The sequence below is a fragment of the Microbacterium sp. bgisy203 genome (assembly GCF_057706945.1).
In genome coordinates this window covers 614,607-631,752 of record NZ_JBYIPF010000001.1, presented here as the reverse complement: position 1 = coordinate 631,752, position 17,146 = coordinate 614,607, and the positions used below count along the sequence as shown (strand labels likewise).

The window sequence follows — 17,146 nt, the reverse complement described above, 5'->3', positions numbered from 1 at the left end:
CGACTCTCCGGGTAGAGTCTGCTCTCGTGGGATCTACCGAGAGCACGCGAAAACCGACCATCCGCGACGTCGCGGCGGTGGCAGGTGTGTCGCACGGGACGGTCTCGCGAGTGATCAACGGCGGTCACTGGGTGTCGACGGAGGCGCGCGCGGCGGTCGAAGAGGCGATCCGTACGACCGGGTACACGGCCAACCACGCCGCGCGGAGCCTCGCGACGGGGCGGTCCAACTCGCTCGCGTTCCTCCTCACCGAATCACAGCAGCTGCTCTTCTCCGACCCGACCTTCGCGCTGCTGCTCCGCGGCGCGACGACGGCGCTCGCCGAGCGGTCGATGACGCTCGTGCTCCTGATCGCCGACACGGCCGATGAGCAGCGCAACGTCGAGTGCTACGTGCGTGCGGGGCACGTGGACGGGGTGCTCCTGGTGTCCTCCCACGCCTCGGACGCGCTGCTCGCCTCTCTCGTCGCGGCGGGTATCCCGACGGTGTGCTCGGGCATCCCGCAGCGCGACGACGTCGCCGTCCCGCACGTCGCGATCGACGAGGTCGGGGCTGCGCGCATGATGACGCGGTACCTCGCCGAGCGTGGACACCGTCGCATCGGCCTCATCACCGGCCCCCTCGACACGCCGGGCGGAGTGCTCCGCCTCGAGGGGTTCCGTGCGGAACTCGGCGACCGCTTCGACCCCGAGCTCGTCGAGACCGGCAGCTATCAGGCGGCGAGCGGGGATGCCGCGATGGAGCGTCTGCTCCAGAGAACGCCCGACATCGACGCGGTATTCGCGGCGAGCGACGTCATGGCCGTCGGCGCGATCACTGCTCTGCGCCGGGCCGGCAAGCGCGTGCCCGACGACGTCGCCGTCGCCGGGTTCGACGACTCGGGTCTCGCGGAGACGCACCGCCCGGCGCTCACGACGGTCCGTCAGCCGTGGCCGGAGATCAGCGCGACGATGGTGGACATGCTGCTCGACCTCATTCGCGGCATCCCGCGCGAGGACGTCGTGCTCCCGACGACGCTCGTGGTCCGCGAGACCGCCTGACCCACCGCCGCCTGACCACCGGCCCGCCTGACCCAAGGCCCGTGGCTCGACCGCGCGGATCGGCTGGCGGTCGGCCGCTACGGCTCGTGATTCTGGATTCGTGATTCGGGACGCGTGGGAACGGGGAACGACTTTCGATGCTCTCTCAAAACGTCATTGAACTTCCCGTTCACACATCACTCGAGGTTTTCGGCGTGAATGCGGCGCCGATGCGGTGGGCGACGGGGCAGGTCGGAAGGTCGTGTGAGCGGGAGGTTCATCGACGTTCTCTGGGAGGGTGCCGCGCCGATGTGGTGGGCGACGGGCCAGGTGCGGGAGGTCGTGTGAGCGGGAAGTTCATCGGCGTTCTGGGAGAAGGTGCAAAAGTCGCGCGGGCGCTCACTGCGACCGCGACCGCGACGACGAGGACAATCCCGACGATGAGGACAATCCCGAGGGTGGGGCGAGGGGTGGCCGGGGGACGGGATGGCCGGGGGGACGGGATGTCGGGGGTCGGTCGTAGGGTCCGAGCATGGCTGAGCCGATGCATCCCTTCGCCGTCATGGCCGATCCCGTCCGCCGGCGGATCGTCGAGATCCTCGCGAGCGGCGAGCACACCTCCGGCAACATCGCCGAGGCGATCGGGGTGGAGTTCCGCATCAGCCGGACGGCGGTGTCGAAGCACCTGCGCATCCTGCGAGACGCCGGCTTCGTCGATGTCGTCGCCGATGAGCGGTGGCGCTGGTACTACTTCACGGCGGAGGGGTTCCAGCACCTCGATGACTGTCTGGACGAGCTGTTCACCAAGATGCTCGGCGGCGTGGGGCGGGATCCGTTCGGATCGGGATGGCGCGATCCTCTGCACCAGCCGCCCTTCGGATCGGTCGTCCGCCGCAAGGGGCCCTCGCGCGATCCTCGTCCGGGCATGCGCGGGAGGCAGACGTCGACGCCGCTCGCTGCCGAGCCCGAGACCGGCCTGTACCCCGTGCGCACGGTCTACGCCTGGCCGGTCGATCCCGTCACAGACGAGGACGAGGACCTCCGCCCGCCTAGAATCGGGGGGTGAGCACCGGTCAGTCCTTCTACATCACGACCCCGATCTACTACCCCTCGGACCTTCCCCACATCGGCCACGGGTACACGACGGTGGCGGTCGACGCGCTCGCGCGCTGGCACCGCCAGGCGGGCGACGACACCTGGATGCTCACCGGCACCGACGAGCACGGGCAGAAGATGCTCCGCGCCGCCGCCGCCAACGGGGTCACGCCGCAGGAGTGGGTCGACAAGCTCGTCACCGAGTCGTGGTTCCCGCTGCTGGAAACCCTCGGCGTCGCAAACGACGACTTCATCCGCACGACCCAGTCACGCCACGAGGAGAGCGTGCAGAAGTTCGTGCAGGCGCTGTACGACCGCGGGTACATCTATGCGGGCGAGTACGAGGCGCTCTACTGCGTGGGCTGCGAAGAGTTCAAGCCCGAGTCCGAGATCGTTGACGGCACCGGCGCGTTCGAGGGACTCAAGGTCTGCGCGATCCACTCGAAGCCGCTCGAGCTCCTTCAGGAGAAGAACTACTTCTTCAAGCTGAGCGAGTTCCAAGATCGCCTCCTCGAGCTCTACAAGACCGAGCCCGACTTCGTTCGGCCCGAGTCCGCGCGCAACGAGGTCGTCTCGTTCGTCCGCTCGGGACTGAAGGACCTGTCGATCTCGCGCTCCGCGTTCGATTGGGGCATCACCGTCCCCTGGGACTCTTCGCACGTCATCTACGTGTGGGTCGACGCGCTGCTCAACTACGCGACCGCCATCGGCTACGGCACCGACCCGGAGCAGTTCGCGCGTCGCTGGCCGGCGTTCCACATCGTCGGGAAGGACATCCTGCGCTTCCACGCCGTCATCTGGCCGGCGATGCTGATGGCCGCGGGCCTCGACGTGCCGCGCGGCGTCTTCGCACACGGCTGGCTGCTCGTCGGCGGCGAGAAGATGTCGAAGTCCAAGCTCACCGGCATCGCCCCGACCGAGATCACGGACGTCTTCGGATCGGATGCCTACCGGTTCTACTTCCTCTCCGCGATCGCGTTCGGTCAGGACGGCTCCTTCTCGTGGGAGGACCTTTCCGCGCGCTACCAGGCGGAGCTCGCGAACGGGTTCGGGAACCTCGCGTCCCGGACGACCGCGATGATCGAGAAGTACTTCGAGGGGATCGTGCCCCCGGCATCCGACTACACCGACGGCGACCTCGAGATCCAGAGAATCGTCGCGGCTGCCGCGGCGAACGCCGACGCGGCCATCGACCGGTTCCGGCCGGACGAGGCGATCTCGTCGATCTGGACGATCGTCGACGCGCTCAACGGTTACATCACCGACAACGAGCCCTGGGCGCTCGCGAAGGACGACGCGCAGCGCGCGCGTCTCGGGACGGTGCTGTACACGGCGGCCGAGGGTCTGCGCGCGCTCGCCGTGCTCCTCAGCCCCTTCATGCCGGAGGCGACCGAGAAGCTCTGGATCGCCCTCGGCCACCCCGGGCGCCTGCAGGATCAGCCGGTGCGCGAGGCGGGTGAGTGGGGGCAGCTCGCGCCCGGCTCGAGCGTCAACGGGCTCGCGCCGCTCTTCCCCCGCGTCGAGCAGTAGGTCGCGCGATGACCGATCCGTCGAACTACGTCCGGCAGCGGGAGAAGGGCGCGCGCGACGTCTCGTACCCGATCTCGCCCGAGCCGCTCGCGGTGCCGGTGTACGACAACCACGCGCACCTCGAGATCGAAGACGGCCCCTCGTCAGGGTCGGAGCCCGGGGGCATGTCCCTCGACGAGCACCTGCTGCGTGCGAGCGAAGTGGGTGTCCTGGGCGTCGTGCAGGCGGGCGGCGACATCGACTCGAGTCGATGGTCGGCGTGGGCTGCGGCATCCCACCCGCGCGTCCTCGCGGCGGTGGCGATCCATCCCAACGAGGCGCCGGCGTATGCCGCGCAGGGAATGCTCGACGAGGCGATCGCCGTGATCGACGACCTCGCGACGCAGCCGCGCGTCCGCGCGATCGGGGAGACCGGGCTCGACTTCTTCCGTACGGAGGGCGACGGACTCCCCGCGCAGTTCGAGAGCTTCGAAGCGCACATCGCGCTCGCGAAGAAGCATGACCTCGCCATGCAGATCCACGACCGCGATGCGCACGACGCGGTGCTGGAGACCCTCGAGCGCGTCGGCGCGCCGGAGCGAACCGTCTTCCACTGCTTCTCGGGCGACGAGGAGATGGCGCGCATCGCCGCCGACCGCGGCTACTGGCTGAGCTTCGCGGGGAACGTGACGTTCAAGAACGCGCAAAACCTGCGCGACGCGCTGCGCGTGACCCCCCGCGAGCGCATCCTCGTCGAGACCGACGCGCCGTTCCTCACGCCCACGCCGTTCCGGGGGCGACCGAACGCCCCGTACCTCATCCCCGTGACGGTGCGCTTCATGGCCGAGGAGCTCGGCGCCGACCTCGACGAGTTCTGCGCTCAGCTCGCCGCCAACACGCTCACCGTCTACGGCGCGTTCGAGGACTGACGGTGTCGGACGACGAGCGCTGGGATCTGACGGATGCCGCCGGCGCGCCCCTCGGCCGGACGCATCGCCGCGGAGACCCGGTGCCGGAGGGCTCCTTCCACGTGGTCGCGTCGGTGTGCGTCGTGCGCGGCGACGGGCTCGTCCTCATGACGCGCCGGTCGGCCGCGAAGGACTGGCCGCTCGCCTGGGAGTTTCCCGCGGGAAGCATCCTCACGGGCGAGACGAGCGCCGAGGGCGCCGTCCGCGAGCTCGCGGAGGAGGCCGGCGTGCGGGCGGCGGCATCCGACCTCCGGCTCGCGGGGCGCGTGACGGAGGATCGCGCGCTCTTCGACCTCTACGTCGCGCGTGTGGCTGACGACCCGGCCGTCACCCTCGACCCCGCCGAGGTCTCGGAAAGCAGATGGGTGAGCCTCGACGAGGCGTTCCGCCGATGCGCGCGCGGCGAGATGGCCGGGCCCTGGGTGCGGCGGCTCGACGAACTCGGACGCCCGCTCGCAACGCTCGTGGCGGGATGAACGTCCCGCAAGCGCAGGCACAGGCGTCGTCGGCAGCGCAGCCGCGGAAGGTGAGCGGCCGCGGAGCGTGATCAGCGGGTCGACGAGCCGCGGACGAGCTCCCACGGGAGATCGGCGACGAGCGGGTCGCCCGCGAGCGTCGCCGACGGCGAATGCGTGAGTGCGCCGAGCGAGCGGAACGCCGCTTCCGCGGCGAGTTCGGGGTGCACGCACACGTGGGTCACGCCGAGGCGTTCGTTGAGCGCACAGTCGGTGACGCAGAGGGCGAGCAGCTGCACGTCGCGCGGGATGACGAGGGGCGAGGCTTCGAGCTGCAGGTAGATCTCCGGGCCGTCCTCGCAGAAGGCGAGGATCGCGTCGGCCCCGGCATCCAACGCCTCGCGGACACGCCTAGGGAGCGCGCGGTGGGCGAGATCGACCTCGAAGACGAGGGGCTCCCGGCCGCGGACGGTCGACCAACCGTGGTAACCCGTGCGGGCGATTTCGTCGCGCGGGTGGTCGCCCTCGTCGACGAGGAGCGCGATGCGCTCGGCGCCGCTCGCGGCGAGGTGCTCGAGACTCGCGCGGAGGACCGCGTCGTACCCGGTGCGGACGCTGAGGGAGCGGTCGACGTCGACGTACAGGTCGCGGGCGACGACGGGGATGCCGCGCGTCGCCGCGGCGCGGACGACGTCGAGCCCGGAGCGAGCGTCGGAGACGTACAGGACGTCGAGCTGGGTGGCTTCGAGCAGGTCGGGGCGGGATGCCGGAAGCACCGTGACGGTGAACCCGTGCTCCGCAGACGCCCGCACGAGCGCGTTCAGCTGCCGGTTGTGGTCGAACGCCCAGCGCTTCGCGCCGTCGTCGTCCTCGGTATCGGGCATGACGAACCCGATCGACATCGTCCGGCCGCTCCGGAGCGCGGCGGCGTGCTTGTTGGGGGAGTAGCCGAGCTCGGCGGCGATCGCCTTGATGCGCTCGCGCGTCTCCGGTCGGAGGTTGCCGCGGTCGTTGAGCGCTTGGCTCGTGGCCGCGGTGGACACGCCGGCGCGCTCCGCGACGTCGCGGAGGGTCACCCGGGTCACGGCGCGGCCTCGCTCATCCGAGATCGCGCTCCACGTCGCGTTCGCGCGGCGCCGCGGAGGTGTCGGCGGCAGGCGGCACGACGAGCCCGATCGCGTCGGACCAGAGCGGTCCCGATCCCGCCGCGGCGAGCGCGTGGCCCTGTGCGATGAGGCCGTGCAGCAACGCACCGGAGAAGTGCCGGAGCGCCGCCTCGGTCTCGGCGGGATCGGCGCCCCGGGTGCGGGCGCGGGCGATCTCGGCATCCAGCACCGACTGCACGTGCCTGCGCAGATCGACGACCGCGGGGGCGACCTCGTGCACGCGACGCGCGGCGGCGTGGCGCTGAGCGGCGGTCTGCACGATGAGGCGGGCCTCATCGATCGTCGCGAACTCGTCGATCGGCGCGTGCACGCGGATCGTGTCGAGGTCGAGCACTTCGACGCCGGGGAGCGACCTGAGGCCGGGGTCGACGTTCCGGGGCATGCCGAGGTCGATGACCAGCTGCGACGACTCCACGCCGAGGCGGGCCATGCCGTGCTCCTCGGCGGTGAGGGCGTACGTGTCGGTCGTCGTGGTGCAGGTGACGATAACGTCGGCGCGTGCGGCTTCGTCCGCGAAGTCGGCGATCGAGACGGGGCGGAGGTTCTCGCGCTGCGCGAACTTCTTCCGCCCCGACCGGGAGTGCACCCGGATGTCGGTCGCGCCGACGGCGCGCAGGGCGGCGAGGGATGCCGCGGCGTAGCGCCCGGTGCCGACGAGGAGGACCCGGGCATCCTCCCACTCGCCCACGCGGGAGCCGGCGAGCTCGACCGCGAGGCGCACGAGAGAACGCCCGGACTCGCCGAGACGGGTCGAGTTCTTGACGGCGCGGGAGGTCTCGGTGGCGCGCTGGAAGAGGTGCTCGAGAGGCGCGGTCGTCGCCCCCTCGCGGCGGGCGGTCTCGAGGGCGCGCTTGACCTGGCCGGCGATCTCGTCCTCGCCGACGGCGACCGAGTCGAGACCCGACGCGACGGAGAACAGGTGCTGGGCCACGCCGTTGCCGTGGGCGAAGTCGACGGTCTCGCGCACCTGACGGAAGGGGAGGTCGGTGAGGCCAGCGATCCGCTCCATCGCGGCATCCATCGCGGGGATCGGCGAGGCGTCGGGCGCGTCGGCGACATCGAAATAGGCCTCGAACCGGTTGCAGGTCGCGAGGACGACGGCGCCGCGGATCGCGTCGTGCGCGGCGGCGAGCTCGGTCGCGGCGGCGTCGCCGATGACCGACAGCCGCTCGAGGTCTTCGAGGGAGGTCGTGCGTTGGTGGGCGGTGAGACAGACGAGCATCAGGGGTTAGTATAACGATTAACTCCGCCCGCGCTCCGGCCGCACTCCGCGCCGTCGTCGGCGCTGCCCGCCGCTCCTTCCGAAGGCTTCGCTCTTGCACGCAACGCACCCCCTCGTCCAGCACGGCACCGCCTCTTCGCGCCTCATTCGGGCGCTGCGCGGCGACCGTCCCGAGGTGACGCCGGTGTGGTTCATGCGCCAGGCCGGGCGGTCGCTGCCCGAGTACCGCGCGCTCCGCGCGACGGGCGGCACGATGCTCGAGGCGTGCCTCGACCCCGCGATGGCGAGCGAGATTACGCTGCAGCCGGTGCGGCGCCACCAGGTGGATGCCGCGGTGTTCTTCAGCGACATCGTCGTGCCGCTGAAGCTCGTGGGTCTCGGTGTCGAGATCGTCGCCGGCCGCGGTCCGGTGTTCTCCGAGCCCGTCCGCACCGCGGCGCAGATCGCCGACCTCGTCCGCATCGACCCGGCGCTCGTCGACGAGCGCGGCGAGCAGGTCGCTGCCGCCGTCGCGCGGACGACCGAGATGCTCGCCGAAGAGGGCGAGCGCCGCGGCGAGGCGCTGCCGCTCATCGGGTTCGCCGGAGCGCCGTTCACGCTCGCCGCGTACCTCGTCGAGGGCGGCCCGTCGAAGGACCACCTCGGCGCGCGGAGCCTCATCCACTCCGACCCCGCCGCCTGGTCGGACCTCGTCGCGTGGCTCGCGGAGGTGACCGGGCGCTTCCTCGCGCTGCAGGTGCGCGCGGGCGCGAGCGCCGGCCAGCTCTTCGATTCGTGGGCGGGAGCCGTGAACCCCGAGGACTATCGCCGCGCCGTCCTCCCCGCCTCCGCTGCGGCCTTCGAACCGGTGCGCGCTCTCGAGATCGCGGGGGTTCCCTCTGTCTCCGGGGTGGCGGATGTGCCCCTCATCCACTTCGGCGTCGGCACCGGAGAGATCCTCGCCGACATGGCATCCATCGGCGTCGACGCGCTCGGCGTCGACTACCGGGTGCCGCTCGACGTCGCCCGCGCCCGCATCGCGGAGGACCTGACGCTGCAGGGGAACCTCGACCCCGCCCTCCTGTTCGCCCCCGACGGCGCGCGCCGCGCCGGCGTCGACGCCGTCCTCCGGGCCGGCACGGCCGCCCGCGCGCACGTCTTCAACCTCGGCCACGGCGTGCCGATGGACACCGACCCCGACGTCCTCACCGACGTCGTCCGACAGGTGCACGAGTGGCGGATGCCGTGAGCGACGTCGACCTGGCGGCGAATGTCGTCGTCGTGGGCGCGGGGATCGCCGGTCTCGTCGTCGCGCACGACCTCGCCCGCGCCGGCGCGGATGTGACCGTGCTCGAGGCATCCGATCGCGTCGGCGGACTCCTCCGTCGCGGCACGCTGGGGGGTCTCGCTCTCGACCTCGGTGCCGAGTCGTTCGCGACCCGCACGGATGCCGTCTCCGCCCTCCTCGCCGACGCCGACCTCGTCCTCGAGACGACCTCCCCGCGACCCGGCGGCGCACACCTCGTCGTCGCGACCCCGGACGGACCCGTCCGTGCGCCGCTCCCGCGGCGCACCGTCCTCGGCATCCCCGCCGACCCGCTCGCGGACGACGTCGTCGCGCTGATCGGCACCGAGGGTGCCGCACGCGCCGCGGCGGAACGCGACCTCCCGCCGCTCGATGCCGCCGCGCTCGCGGACGCCGAATCCTCGCTCGCCGACCTCGTCACCGAGCGCCTCGGCGCCTCGGTCGCGGGCCGTCTCGTCGACACGCTGTGCCGGAGCGTCTACTCGCGCCCCGCGGCGGCGGCGCGCCTGTCGGAACTCCACCCGGGCCTGTGGGCCGCGGCCCTCTCGCGCGGATACCTGACCGATGCCGCCGGCGACATCGCCCAGAACACCCGCGCGGGCGCCGCCGTCGGCGGGATCGTCGGCGGCATGTGGCGCCTGCCGGTCGCGCTCGCCGAGGCGGCGCGCGCGCACGGCGCCGAGATCCGCACCGGCGTGCGCGTCGACGGCATCCAGGGTGATGCCGACACGGGCTTCACCCTGACGACGGATGCCGGGACCTTCCGCGCCGGGCGGGTCGTCGTCGCGGCCTCGCCCGCCGAGGCCGCGCGGCTTCTCGCGGGGGCGGCCCCGGTTCCCGGGCGCCGATCTGCGGGTGCCGCCGCGGACGACCCGCATAACGGCGCCCCGGAATCCGCACCTTCGCCCGCCGCGGGCGTCCGCGTCGTCGCCGCCGCGATCGACCACCCCGGCCTCGACGCGTTCCCGGTCGGCTCCGGGGTCATCGTCGACCCGGCTCTCGATACCGCCGCGAAGGCCCTCACGCACGTCACCGCCAAGTGGCCCTGGGCGGGAGAATACGCACCCGCCCACCGTCACCTCGTGCGTCTGTCGGCACGTGACACCGCGGCCCCCGGCCTCGAGACCGCCGCCGACATCGCCCGCGAGGTCGCCCTGCTCACCGGCATCCCCCTCACCGCGGCCGACGTCGTCGAGATCGCGGTGCAGGACTGGCCGGATGCCGTCGCCGCCCCCGCCGGACCCAACACGCTCCCGGAGGGCGTGCACCAGGTCGGCGCCGCCGCGGCGGGCACGGGCCTCGCCTCCGTCATCCCGCACGCCCGCGCCGTCGCCGCGCGGCTGTCCGCACAGCTCTCGTCCACTGCCCCCCTTCCACAGCACAACTGAGGAGCCCCGCATGACCGACACCACCCCGCTCGGCTACACCCTGTTCGCCGTCCTGGCCGGGCCTCGCCCGCGCACGTCGACGCCCGATGAGGCGGCGATCGCCGAGGTCCAGGATGCCGTCGACGCGCTCGCCGGCACCGGCGTCACCCTCCGCGGTCTCTACGACGTCACCGGCATGCGCGCCGAAGCCGACCTCATGATCTGGCTCCACACGTCGCCCGGCTCCGCCGACGACCCGGCCTCGCTGCAGGCGGCGCTCCGCTCGCTTCGGCGCACGCGCGTCCTCGCCGCGTACGACAACGTGTGGAGCGCGATGGGCGTGCACCGCGAAGCCGAGTTCAACAAGCGCCACGTGCCCGGCTACCTCCGCGGCGAGCACGCGCGCGGCTGGCTGTGCCTGTACCCATTCGTCCGGAGCTACGAGTGGTACCTCCTGCCCGACGACGAGCGCGCCGGCATGCTCGCCGAGCACGGCCGCAAGGGCGCGCGCTTCACCGAAGTCGTCGCCAACACCGTCTCGACCTTCGGCCTCAGCGACTACGAATGGCTGCTGCCGCTCGAATCCGACGACCCCATCCACCTCGTCGACATGATGCGCGACCTCCGCGCGACGGGCGCGCGCCGCCACGTGCGCGAGGAGGTGCCGTTCTACACGGGGCGGCGCATCGAGCTCTCCGAGCTCGCGGAGGTGCTGGACTGATGGCCGCGCAGAACATCGGGTTCCGTCCGAAGCCCCCGCGCGCGAGCGCCGTGCCCCCCGTCGCCGACGGCTGCGTCGTCCCCGCCGCGACCGCGGCGACGTGCGCCGGCGCGCCCTTCGCGACCGAGCCCGTCGCCTACGAGGGAATCCTCCTCCTCGGCTTCGGCGGCCCCGAGGGACAGGACGACGTCATCCCGTTCCTCCGGAACGTCACGAACGGCCGCGGCATCCCCGACGAGCGCCTCGAAGAGGTCGCGCACCACTATCGGCACTTCGGCGGCGTCTCGCCCATCAACGACCAGAACCGGACGCTCAAGGCCGCTCTCGAGGCGGAGCTCGCCGCGCGGGGTCTCGACCTGCCGATCTACTGGGGCAACCGCAACTGGATGCCGTACGTCTCCGACGCGCTCGACGCCGCCGTCGCCGACGGCAACCGGCGCCTGCTCGCGCTCGCGACGAGTGCGTACTCGTCGTACTCGTCGTGCCGCCAGTACCGCGAAGACCTCGCCGACGCCGTCGAAGCGACGGGCCTGGGCGGCGAGGTCGAGATCGACAAGGTCGGCCAGTTCTTCGACCACCCCGGCTTCGTCGCCCCGTTCGCCGAGGGGCTCGCCGATGCTCTCGCGACGCTTCGGGCGGACGGCTTCGGCGACGACGAGATCGAGGTGCTGTTCTCGACGCACTCGATCCCGTACGCGGATGCCGACCGCTCCGGCCCTCCCGCCGGCGACGGCCACGAGGGCTTCGGCCCCGGCGGGGCGTACGTCGCGCAGCACGTCGCGGTCGCCGAGGCGATCCTGCAGCAGTTGGGCACGGCCCAGTTGGAGACAGGCATCCCGTGGCAGCTCGTCTTCCAGAGCCGCTCCGGCCCGCCGCAGGTGCCGTGGCTCGAGCCCGACATCAACGACGCCATGGCGGAGCTCCCAGCCGCCGGCCGCCGCGCCGTCGTCATCGTGCCGCTCGGGTTCGTGAGCGACCACATGGAGGTGCTCTGGGACCTCGACACGGAGGCGATGGAGACCGCCGAGGAGCTCGGACTCCGGGCGATCCGCACCCCCACGCCGGGCGTCCACCCGAGCTATGTTGCGGGCCTCGTCGACCTCGTTGAGGAACGCCTCGCCGGAACCGCGCCCGAAGACCGCCCGCGCGCGACCGACCTGGGGCCCTGGTACGACGTCTGCCGCCCCGGGTGCTGCGAGAACAAGCGCCTGGGCTTCCAGCCGGCGCTCGCCGGGGCGGGACGATGACGCTTCCCGCGCTCCGGCTCGGCACCCGGGCGAGCCTGCTCGCCACGACGCAGTCGGGTACGGTCGCTGACGCACTGCGCGCCGCGACCGGGCGCGAGGTCGAGCTCGTCCGCATCATGACCGACGGCGACGTGCTGACGGGGCCGCTCGCGCAGCTCGGCGGCACCGGCGTTTTCGTCGCGGCGCTCCGCGACGCGCTGCTGCGGGGTGAATGCGACCTCGTCGTGCACTCGATGAAGGACCTCCCGACGGCCGCGGTGCCGGGGCTCGCGATCGGCGCGGTGCCTCCGCGCGCCCCGGTGCGCGACGCCCTGTGCGCGCGCGATGGGCTGACCCTCGACGCGCTCCCGCATGGCGCCGTCGTCGGCAGCGGCTCGCCGCGGCGCGTGGCGCAGCTGCTGAGCGCGCGGCCCGACCTCGACGTCCGCGGCATCCGCGGCAACGTCGACACCCGCCTGCGGAAGGTCGACGACGGCGAGTACGACGCCGTCGTCCTCGCCGAGGCGGGACTCACCCGCATCGGGCGCACCGATCGCATCACCGACGTCTTCGACGCGAGCCGCTGGCCGACCTCCGCCGGCCAGGGGGCGCTCGCCGTCGAAGTGCGCAGCGATGACCCGTTCGCCGCCGACCTCGCCGCGATCAGCGATGCGGATGCCGAGATCACCGCGCTCCTCGAGCGTGCCGTCCTGCGCCGCCTCGAGGCCGGCTGCGCAGCCCCCGTCGGCATCGCGGCGCGCCTCGACGCCGACGCATCCGACGCCGACGCCGTCACGCTCGTCGCCGAGGTCTACGCGCTCGACGGAGCGCGGAGCGTCCGCGTCGAACGGTCTCTGCCGCGTGCGGCGGTCGCCGCTGACGGTGGGCGCGAGGATGCCGCCGCGGAGGTCGTCGCGGAACTCCTCGGCCGCGGGGCGGGAGAGCTCGCCGACCTCGTCGGGAGCGGCCGGTGACGGCCTCGATCGACGGAACCCCGGCGTCGGCGGCCCCCGGCGCGGCGGCGGGTGGCGCCCTCCGCGGCGCGCGCGTGCTGATCCCGCGCGGCGGCACGTGGGGGACGCGCGTCGCCGCCGAGGTCGCCCGCCGCGGTGCCGAGCCGATCGTGGCGCCGCTCATCACCTCGGCGCCCCCGCGCGATGAAGCTGCGCGCGACCGGTACTTCGCGGCGCTCGCCGCGGGGGAGTACGCGTGGGTGTTCGTCACGAGCGCGGCGACCGTCGAGCAGCTCGTCCTCCAGGGCGTCACGATCCCGCCGACGACCCGCATCGCCGCCGTGGGAGCCGCGACCGCGCGCGCCGTCGCGGCGACGGGCGCGGAGGTCGCCTTCGTCCCGACCGGCGAATCGTCGGCGGCAGCTCTTGCCGCGCAGTGGCTGGGCGGGCAGGGGAGCGCGAGGCGCACGCCGACCGACACCGGACGCACGCTCGTCATCCGTTCCGACCTCGGCGCCGCGGTCCTCAGCGATGAGCTCGCCCTGCGCGGCTTCGCGGTCGACGTCTGCATCGGCTACCGCACCCTCGGCGTCGACCTCGCCCCCGAGGTCCTGCACGACCTGACGGGCGGCGAGATCGATGTCGTCCTCCTCACCTCCCTCAGCGTCGCACGCGAGCTCCGCCGCCAGGCCGGCCCCCTCCCCGCCTCCGTGCGGGTAGCCTCGATCGGGCCGGGCACGACGCGCGACGCCGAGCGCATCGGCTACACCGTCGCGCACACCGCCCGCACCCAGAGCGTCGACGCGCTGCTCGCCGAGCTCGACGCGGCACCGACCGCCTCGCCGCGCCATCCGTACGCGTCTTCCCCGCACCGGCCCTCCCCACACACGTCGGAGACGCCCTCCGACTCCCGCCCCGACCAGGAAGCATCGTCATGACCGCCTTCCCCACCCGCCGCCTGCGACGCCTGCGCCAGAGCCCGACGCTCCGCCGCCTCGTCGCCGAGAACGACCTCACCGCCCGCCGCCTCGTCCTCCCCGTCTTCGTCAAAGAGGGGATCGACGCGGCGCAGCCGATCGCGAGCATGCCCGGGGTCGACCAGCACCCGCTGGGCGCCCTCCCCGGGCTCGTCGAGAAGGCCGTGGCCGTCGGAATCGGGGGCATCATGCTGTTCGGCGTCCCCGCCGTCCGCGACGCGACCGGCAGCGGGGCGACCGACCCCGGCGGCATCCTGAACCGCGCCATCGCGGTGGCCGCCGACGCCGCCGCCGGGAGGATCACGGTGCAGGCCGACCTCTGCCTCGACGAGTTCACCGACCACGGGCACTGCGGTGTCCTCGCCGCCGACGGATCGGTCGACAACGACGCGACCCTCGAGATCTACGCGCAGATGGCGCTCGCGCAGGCCGGGGCCGGCGCCGACATCCTGGGCCTGTCGGGCATGATGGACGGCCAGGTCGCCGCGTGCCGCGCGGCACTGGATGCCGCGGGCTACAGCGACGTCGTGATCCTCGCGTACTCGGCGAAGTACGCGTCGGCCTTCTACGGTCCGTTCCGCGACGCCGTCGAGTCGACCCTGCAGGGCGACCGCCGCACGTACCAGCTCGACCCCGCGAACGGGCGCGAGGGCGTGCAGGAGGTCCTCGCCGACATCGACGAGGGTGCCGACATCGTCATGGTCAAGCCCGCCGGCCCCTACCTCGACGTCCTCGCCGAGGTCGCCTCCGTCTCCGACGTGCCCGTCTGGGCGTACCAGGTGTCGGGGGAGTACGCGCTCATCGAGCACGCTGCCGCGGCCGGGCTCATCGACCGCGAGCGCGCGATCGGCGAGAGCCTCGTCGGCATCCGCCGTGCGGGCGCCGAGGCGATCCTCACGTACTGGGCACTCGAGGTCGCGGGCTGGCTCGATGAGGGGAAGGTGCTCGCATGACCACCAACGACGCACTGTTCGCCCGCGCCCAGGCCGTGATCCCCGGCGGCGTCGACTCGCCCGTCCGCGCCTACGGGTCGGTCGGCGGCACGCCCCGGTTCCTCACGAGTGCTGCGGGGGCGGAGGTGACGGATGCCGAGGGCCGCCGTTACATCGACCTCGTCGCGAGCTGGGGCCCCGCGCTCCTCGGACACGCGCACCCCGAGGTGGTCGCCGCCGTGACCGAGGCCGCCGCCCGCGGGCTCTCGTTCGGCGCCCCGACCCCCGCCGAGGCGGAGCTCGTCGAGGAGATCGTCCGGCGCGTGCCCGCCGTCGAGAAGGCGCGACTCGTCTCGACCGGCACCGAGGCGACGATGACCGCGATCCGCCTCGCGCGCGGCGCAACGGGCCGAGACCTCCTCGTGAAGTTCGCCGGGCACTACCACGGGCACTCCGACGGGCTCCTCGCCGCGGCAGGCTCGGGGCTCGCGACCTACGCGCTCCCGGGGTCGGCCGGCGTTCCCGAGCCGATCGCCGCGCAGACCCTCGTCGTGCCCTACAACGACCCCGACGCGCTCGCCGCGGTCTTCGCCGCCCACCCGGGCCGCATCGCTGCCGTCATCACCGAAGCCGCCGCCGCGAACATGGGCGTCGTGGCTCCGGCATCCGGCTTCACGGCCTTCGTCCGCGACCTCACCCGCCGCGAGGGCGCGCTTCTCATCAGCGACGAAGTGCTCACCGGATTCCGGGCGGCCCCGGGCGGATACGCCGAGATCCTCGCTGCGGCGGGGGAGGACGCCCTGCCCGACCTCGTGACCTTCGGCAAGGTCATCGGCGGCGGTCTCCCCGTCGCCGCTGTCGGCGGTCGCGCCGAGATCATGGACCTCCTCGCCCCGACCGGGCCGGTCTACCAGGCGGGCACCCTCAGCGGGAACCCCGTCGCCGTCGCCGCGGGCCTCGCGACTCTGCGCCTCGCCGACGCGGACGTCTACGCGCGCCTGACCCACGCGTCGGACGTGCTGTCGGATGCCGTCGGCACGGCCCTCGATGAGGCCGGGGTCCCGCACGTCGTCCAGCACGCCGGGACGCTGTTCAGCGTCTTCTTCGGCGCCGAGGTCGTCGAGGGCGTGCCCGACTACGCGACCGCGCAGCGGCAGGACAGCGCCGCCTACGGCCGCTTCTTCCACGCGATGCTGGATGCCGGCGTCTCCTTGCCCCCGTCGGCGTTCGAGGCCTGGTTCGTCACCGCCGCGCACGACGACGAGGTGCTCGGGCGCATCGTCGAGGCGCTCCCCGCCGCCGCCCGCGCCGCCGGTTGACCTCGTCACCGCGCCGTAGGCTGGTGCCATGCCCGTGACCCTGCTCGGGGCGTCGGAGATCCGCGCCCTCGCCGCCGACCTCGACGTCACCCCCACCAAGAAGCTGGGCCAGAACTTCGTCGTCGACGCGAACACCGTCCGCAAGATCGTGCAGGTCGCGGGAGTCACGGCATCCGATCGCGTCGTGGAGGTCGGGCCCGGTCTCGGGTCGCTCACCCTCGCGATCCTCGAGACCGGCGCGCAGGTGACGGCGGTCGAGATCGATCATCGCCTCGCTGAGCGCCTTCCCGTCACGGCGGCGGCGCACGGCGTTCCGGACGGCGCGCTGATGGTGGTGGATGCCGACGCCCTGCGCATCACCGACCTTCCCGGCGACCCGAACGTCTTGGTCGCGAACCTGCCGTACAACGTGAGCGTCCCGGTGCTGCTGCACTTCATGGAGACCTTCCCGCACATCGAGCGCGGCGTCGTGATGGTGCAGGCCGAGGTGGGGGAGCGCCTCGCCGCCCCGCCCGGCTCGAAGGTCTACGGCTCGCCGAGCGTGAAGGCGGCGTGGTACGGACCGTGGCGGCTCGCGGGAACCGTCTCGCGCCAGGTGTTCTGGCCGGTGCCGAACGTCGACAGCGTGCTCGTCGCCTTCGAGCGGGATGCCGCGGAGGGTGACGCGTCGCGCGGCGACGAAGACCTCCGCCGGCGGACCTTCGCGCTCGTCGACGCCGCGTTCGGGCAGCGCCGCAAGATGTTGCGCCAGGCCCTCGCGCCGGCGCTCGGCGGCTCGGCGGCGTCGGCGTCGGCCGTGCTCGAGGATGCCGGAGTCGACCCGACCGCGCGCGGCGAGCAGCTCGGCGTCGAGGACTTCGTCCGCATCGCCCGCGCCGCCGGCTGACTCAGCGGCGGTGTATCGAGACTGTTCAGCCCCGCGACACGCCGCG

The 17,146-nt window shown here is 72.9% G+C and carries 16 protein-coding genes; 14 read left to right on the top strand and 2 right to left on the bottom strand.

The genetic code is table 11. The features are described 5' to 3' along the window. Positions 1-26: 26 nt before the first annotated feature. The 5 genes from AC3ENQ_RS03055 (at position 27) to AC3ENQ_RS03035 (ending at position 5,067) form a co-directional block, all read left to right on the top strand. Entirely contained in the window at positions 27-1,040 is a 1,014-nt protein-coding gene (locus AC3ENQ_RS03055; RefSeq protein WP_431801545.1) for a LacI family DNA-binding transcriptional regulator, read from the top strand. A gap of 511 nt (positions 1,041-1,551) precedes the next feature. Continuing rightward, complete coding sequence (locus AC3ENQ_RS03050) at positions 1,552-2,085, top strand: ArsR/SmtB family transcription factor (protein WP_431801543.1); 534 nt, start codon at positions 1,552-1,554, stop codon at positions 2,083-2,085. Continuing rightward, positions 2,082-3,644 carry a methionine--tRNA ligase gene (gene metG, locus AC3ENQ_RS03045; RefSeq protein ID WP_431801541.1) on the top strand — a complete coding sequence of 521 codons (1,563 nt, stop codon included), beginning with the start codon at positions 2,082-2,084 and terminating at the stop codon, positions 3,642-3,644. The genes AC3ENQ_RS03050 and metG overlap by 4 nt, the downstream gene beginning before the upstream one ends. A gap of 8 nt (positions 3,645-3,652) precedes the next feature. Next, on the top strand, positions 3,653-4,552 hold the full coding sequence (locus AC3ENQ_RS03040; protein ID WP_431801539.1) for a TatD family hydrolase: 900 nt from the start codon (positions 3,653-3,655) through the stop codon (positions 4,550-4,552). Positions 4,553-4,554: 2 nt separating this feature from the next. Further along, positions 4,555-5,067, top strand: a complete 513-nt coding sequence (locus AC3ENQ_RS03035) for an NUDIX hydrolase (RefSeq protein WP_431801537.1) — start codon at positions 4,555-4,557, stop codon at positions 5,065-5,067. 71 nt (positions 5,068-5,138) lie between these two features. Here the strand turns inward: AC3ENQ_RS03035 and AC3ENQ_RS03030 are convergent, their stop codons facing one another. Next, a complete protein-coding gene (locus AC3ENQ_RS03030) occupies positions 5,139-6,131 on the bottom strand; it encodes a LacI family DNA-binding transcriptional regulator (RefSeq protein WP_431801535.1) in 993 nt (330 codons plus the stop codon). A 13-nt stretch (positions 6,132-6,144) separates the two neighbouring features. Then, positions 6,145-7,434, bottom strand: a complete 1,290-nt coding sequence (locus tag AC3ENQ_RS03025; protein WP_431801533.1) for a glutamyl-tRNA reductase — start codon at positions 7,432-7,434, stop codon at positions 6,145-6,147. Positions 7,435-7,579: 145 nt separating this feature from the next. On the opposite strand from AC3ENQ_RS03025, the gene hemE reads away from it, so the two are divergent. The 9 genes from hemE to rsmA are packed head-to-tail and all read left to right on the top strand — an operon-like array spanning position 7,580 to position 17,100. After that, positions 7,580-8,662 carry a uroporphyrinogen decarboxylase gene (gene hemE / locus AC3ENQ_RS03020; protein ID WP_431801766.1) on the top strand — a complete coding sequence of 361 codons (1,083 nt, stop codon included), beginning with the start codon at positions 7,580-7,582 and terminating at the stop codon, positions 8,660-8,662. Beyond that, a complete protein-coding gene (locus tag AC3ENQ_RS03015; protein ID WP_431801531.1) occupies positions 8,659-10,107 on the top strand; it encodes a protoporphyrinogen/coproporphyrinogen oxidase in 1,449 nt (482 codons plus the stop codon). The genes hemE and AC3ENQ_RS03015 overlap by 4 nt, the downstream gene beginning before the upstream one ends. 10 nt (positions 10,108-10,117) lie before the next feature. Next, on the top strand, positions 10,118-10,807 hold the full coding sequence (gene hemQ, locus AC3ENQ_RS03010; RefSeq protein ID WP_431801529.1) for a hydrogen peroxide-dependent heme synthase: 690 nt from the start codon (positions 10,118-10,120) through the stop codon (positions 10,805-10,807). Further along, positions 10,807-12,054: a ferrochelatase gene (locus AC3ENQ_RS03005; RefSeq protein ID WP_431801527.1), complete on the top strand. Its 1,248-nt coding sequence runs from the start codon at positions 10,807-10,809 to the stop codon at positions 12,052-12,054. The genes hemQ and AC3ENQ_RS03005 overlap by 1 nt, the downstream gene beginning before the upstream one ends. Continuing rightward, positions 12,051-13,007: a hydroxymethylbilane synthase gene (hemC, locus tag AC3ENQ_RS03000; RefSeq protein ID WP_431801525.1), complete on the top strand. Its 957-nt coding sequence runs from the start codon at positions 12,051-12,053 to the stop codon at positions 13,005-13,007. The genes AC3ENQ_RS03005 and hemC overlap by 4 nt, the downstream gene beginning before the upstream one ends. Then, positions 13,004-13,924, top strand: a complete 921-nt coding sequence (locus AC3ENQ_RS02995; protein WP_431801523.1) for a uroporphyrinogen-III synthase — start codon at positions 13,004-13,006, stop codon at positions 13,922-13,924. The genes hemC and AC3ENQ_RS02995 overlap by 4 nt, the downstream gene beginning before the upstream one ends. Beyond that, positions 13,921-14,916: a porphobilinogen synthase gene (gene hemB, locus AC3ENQ_RS02990; protein WP_431801521.1), complete on the top strand. Its 996-nt coding sequence runs from the start codon at positions 13,921-13,923 to the stop codon at positions 14,914-14,916. Before AC3ENQ_RS02995 ends, hemB begins: the two co-directional genes overlap by 4 nt. After that, positions 14,913-16,214, top strand: coding sequence for a glutamate-1-semialdehyde 2,1-aminomutase (gene hemL, locus AC3ENQ_RS02985; RefSeq protein ID WP_431801519.1), 1,302 nt, complete (start codon positions 14,913-14,915; stop codon positions 16,212-16,214). Before hemB ends, hemL begins: the two co-directional genes overlap by 4 nt. Before the next feature lie 28 nt (positions 16,215-16,242). Beyond that, complete coding sequence (gene rsmA, locus AC3ENQ_RS02980) at positions 16,243-17,100, top strand: 16S rRNA (adenine(1518)-N(6)/adenine(1519)-N(6))-dimethyltransferase RsmA (RefSeq protein WP_431801517.1); 858 nt, start codon at positions 16,243-16,245, stop codon at positions 17,098-17,100. Positions 17,101-17,146: the final 46 nt, after the last annotated feature.

What these genes read in the sequence shown, in the direction of transcription:
- hemC (WP_431801525.1), top strand. Translation starts at nt 12,051, where the DNA reads ATGACGCTTCCCGCGCTCCGGCTCGGCACCCGGGCGAGCCTGCTCGCC.
- AC3ENQ_RS03050 (WP_431801543.1), top strand. Translation starts at nt 1,552, where the DNA reads ATGGCTGAGCCGATGCATCCCTTCGCCGTCATGGCCGATCCCGTCCGC.
- hemL (WP_431801519.1), top strand. Translation starts at nt 14,913, where the DNA reads ATGACCACCAACGACGCACTGTTCGCCCGCGCCCAGGCCGTGATCCCC.
- AC3ENQ_RS03025 (WP_431801533.1), bottom strand. Translation starts at nt 7,434, where the DNA reads ATGCTCGTCTGTCTCACCGCCCACCAACGCACGACCTCCCTCGAAGAC.
- AC3ENQ_RS03040 (WP_431801539.1), top strand. Translation starts at nt 3,653, where the DNA reads ATGACCGATCCGTCGAACTACGTCCGGCAGCGGGAGAAGGGCGCGCGC.
- hemB (WP_431801521.1), top strand. Translation starts at nt 13,921, where the DNA reads ATGACCGCCTTCCCCACCCGCCGCCTGCGACGCCTGCGCCAGAGCCCG.
- rsmA (WP_431801517.1), top strand. Translation starts at nt 16,243, where the DNA reads ATGCCCGTGACCCTGCTCGGGGCGTCGGAGATCCGCGCCCTCGCCGCC.
- hemQ (WP_431801529.1), top strand. Translation starts at nt 10,118, where the DNA reads ATGACCGACACCACCCCGCTCGGCTACACCCTGTTCGCCGTCCTGGCC.
- AC3ENQ_RS03005 (WP_431801527.1), top strand. Translation starts at nt 10,807, where the DNA reads ATGGCCGCGCAGAACATCGGGTTCCGTCCGAAGCCCCCGCGCGCGAGC.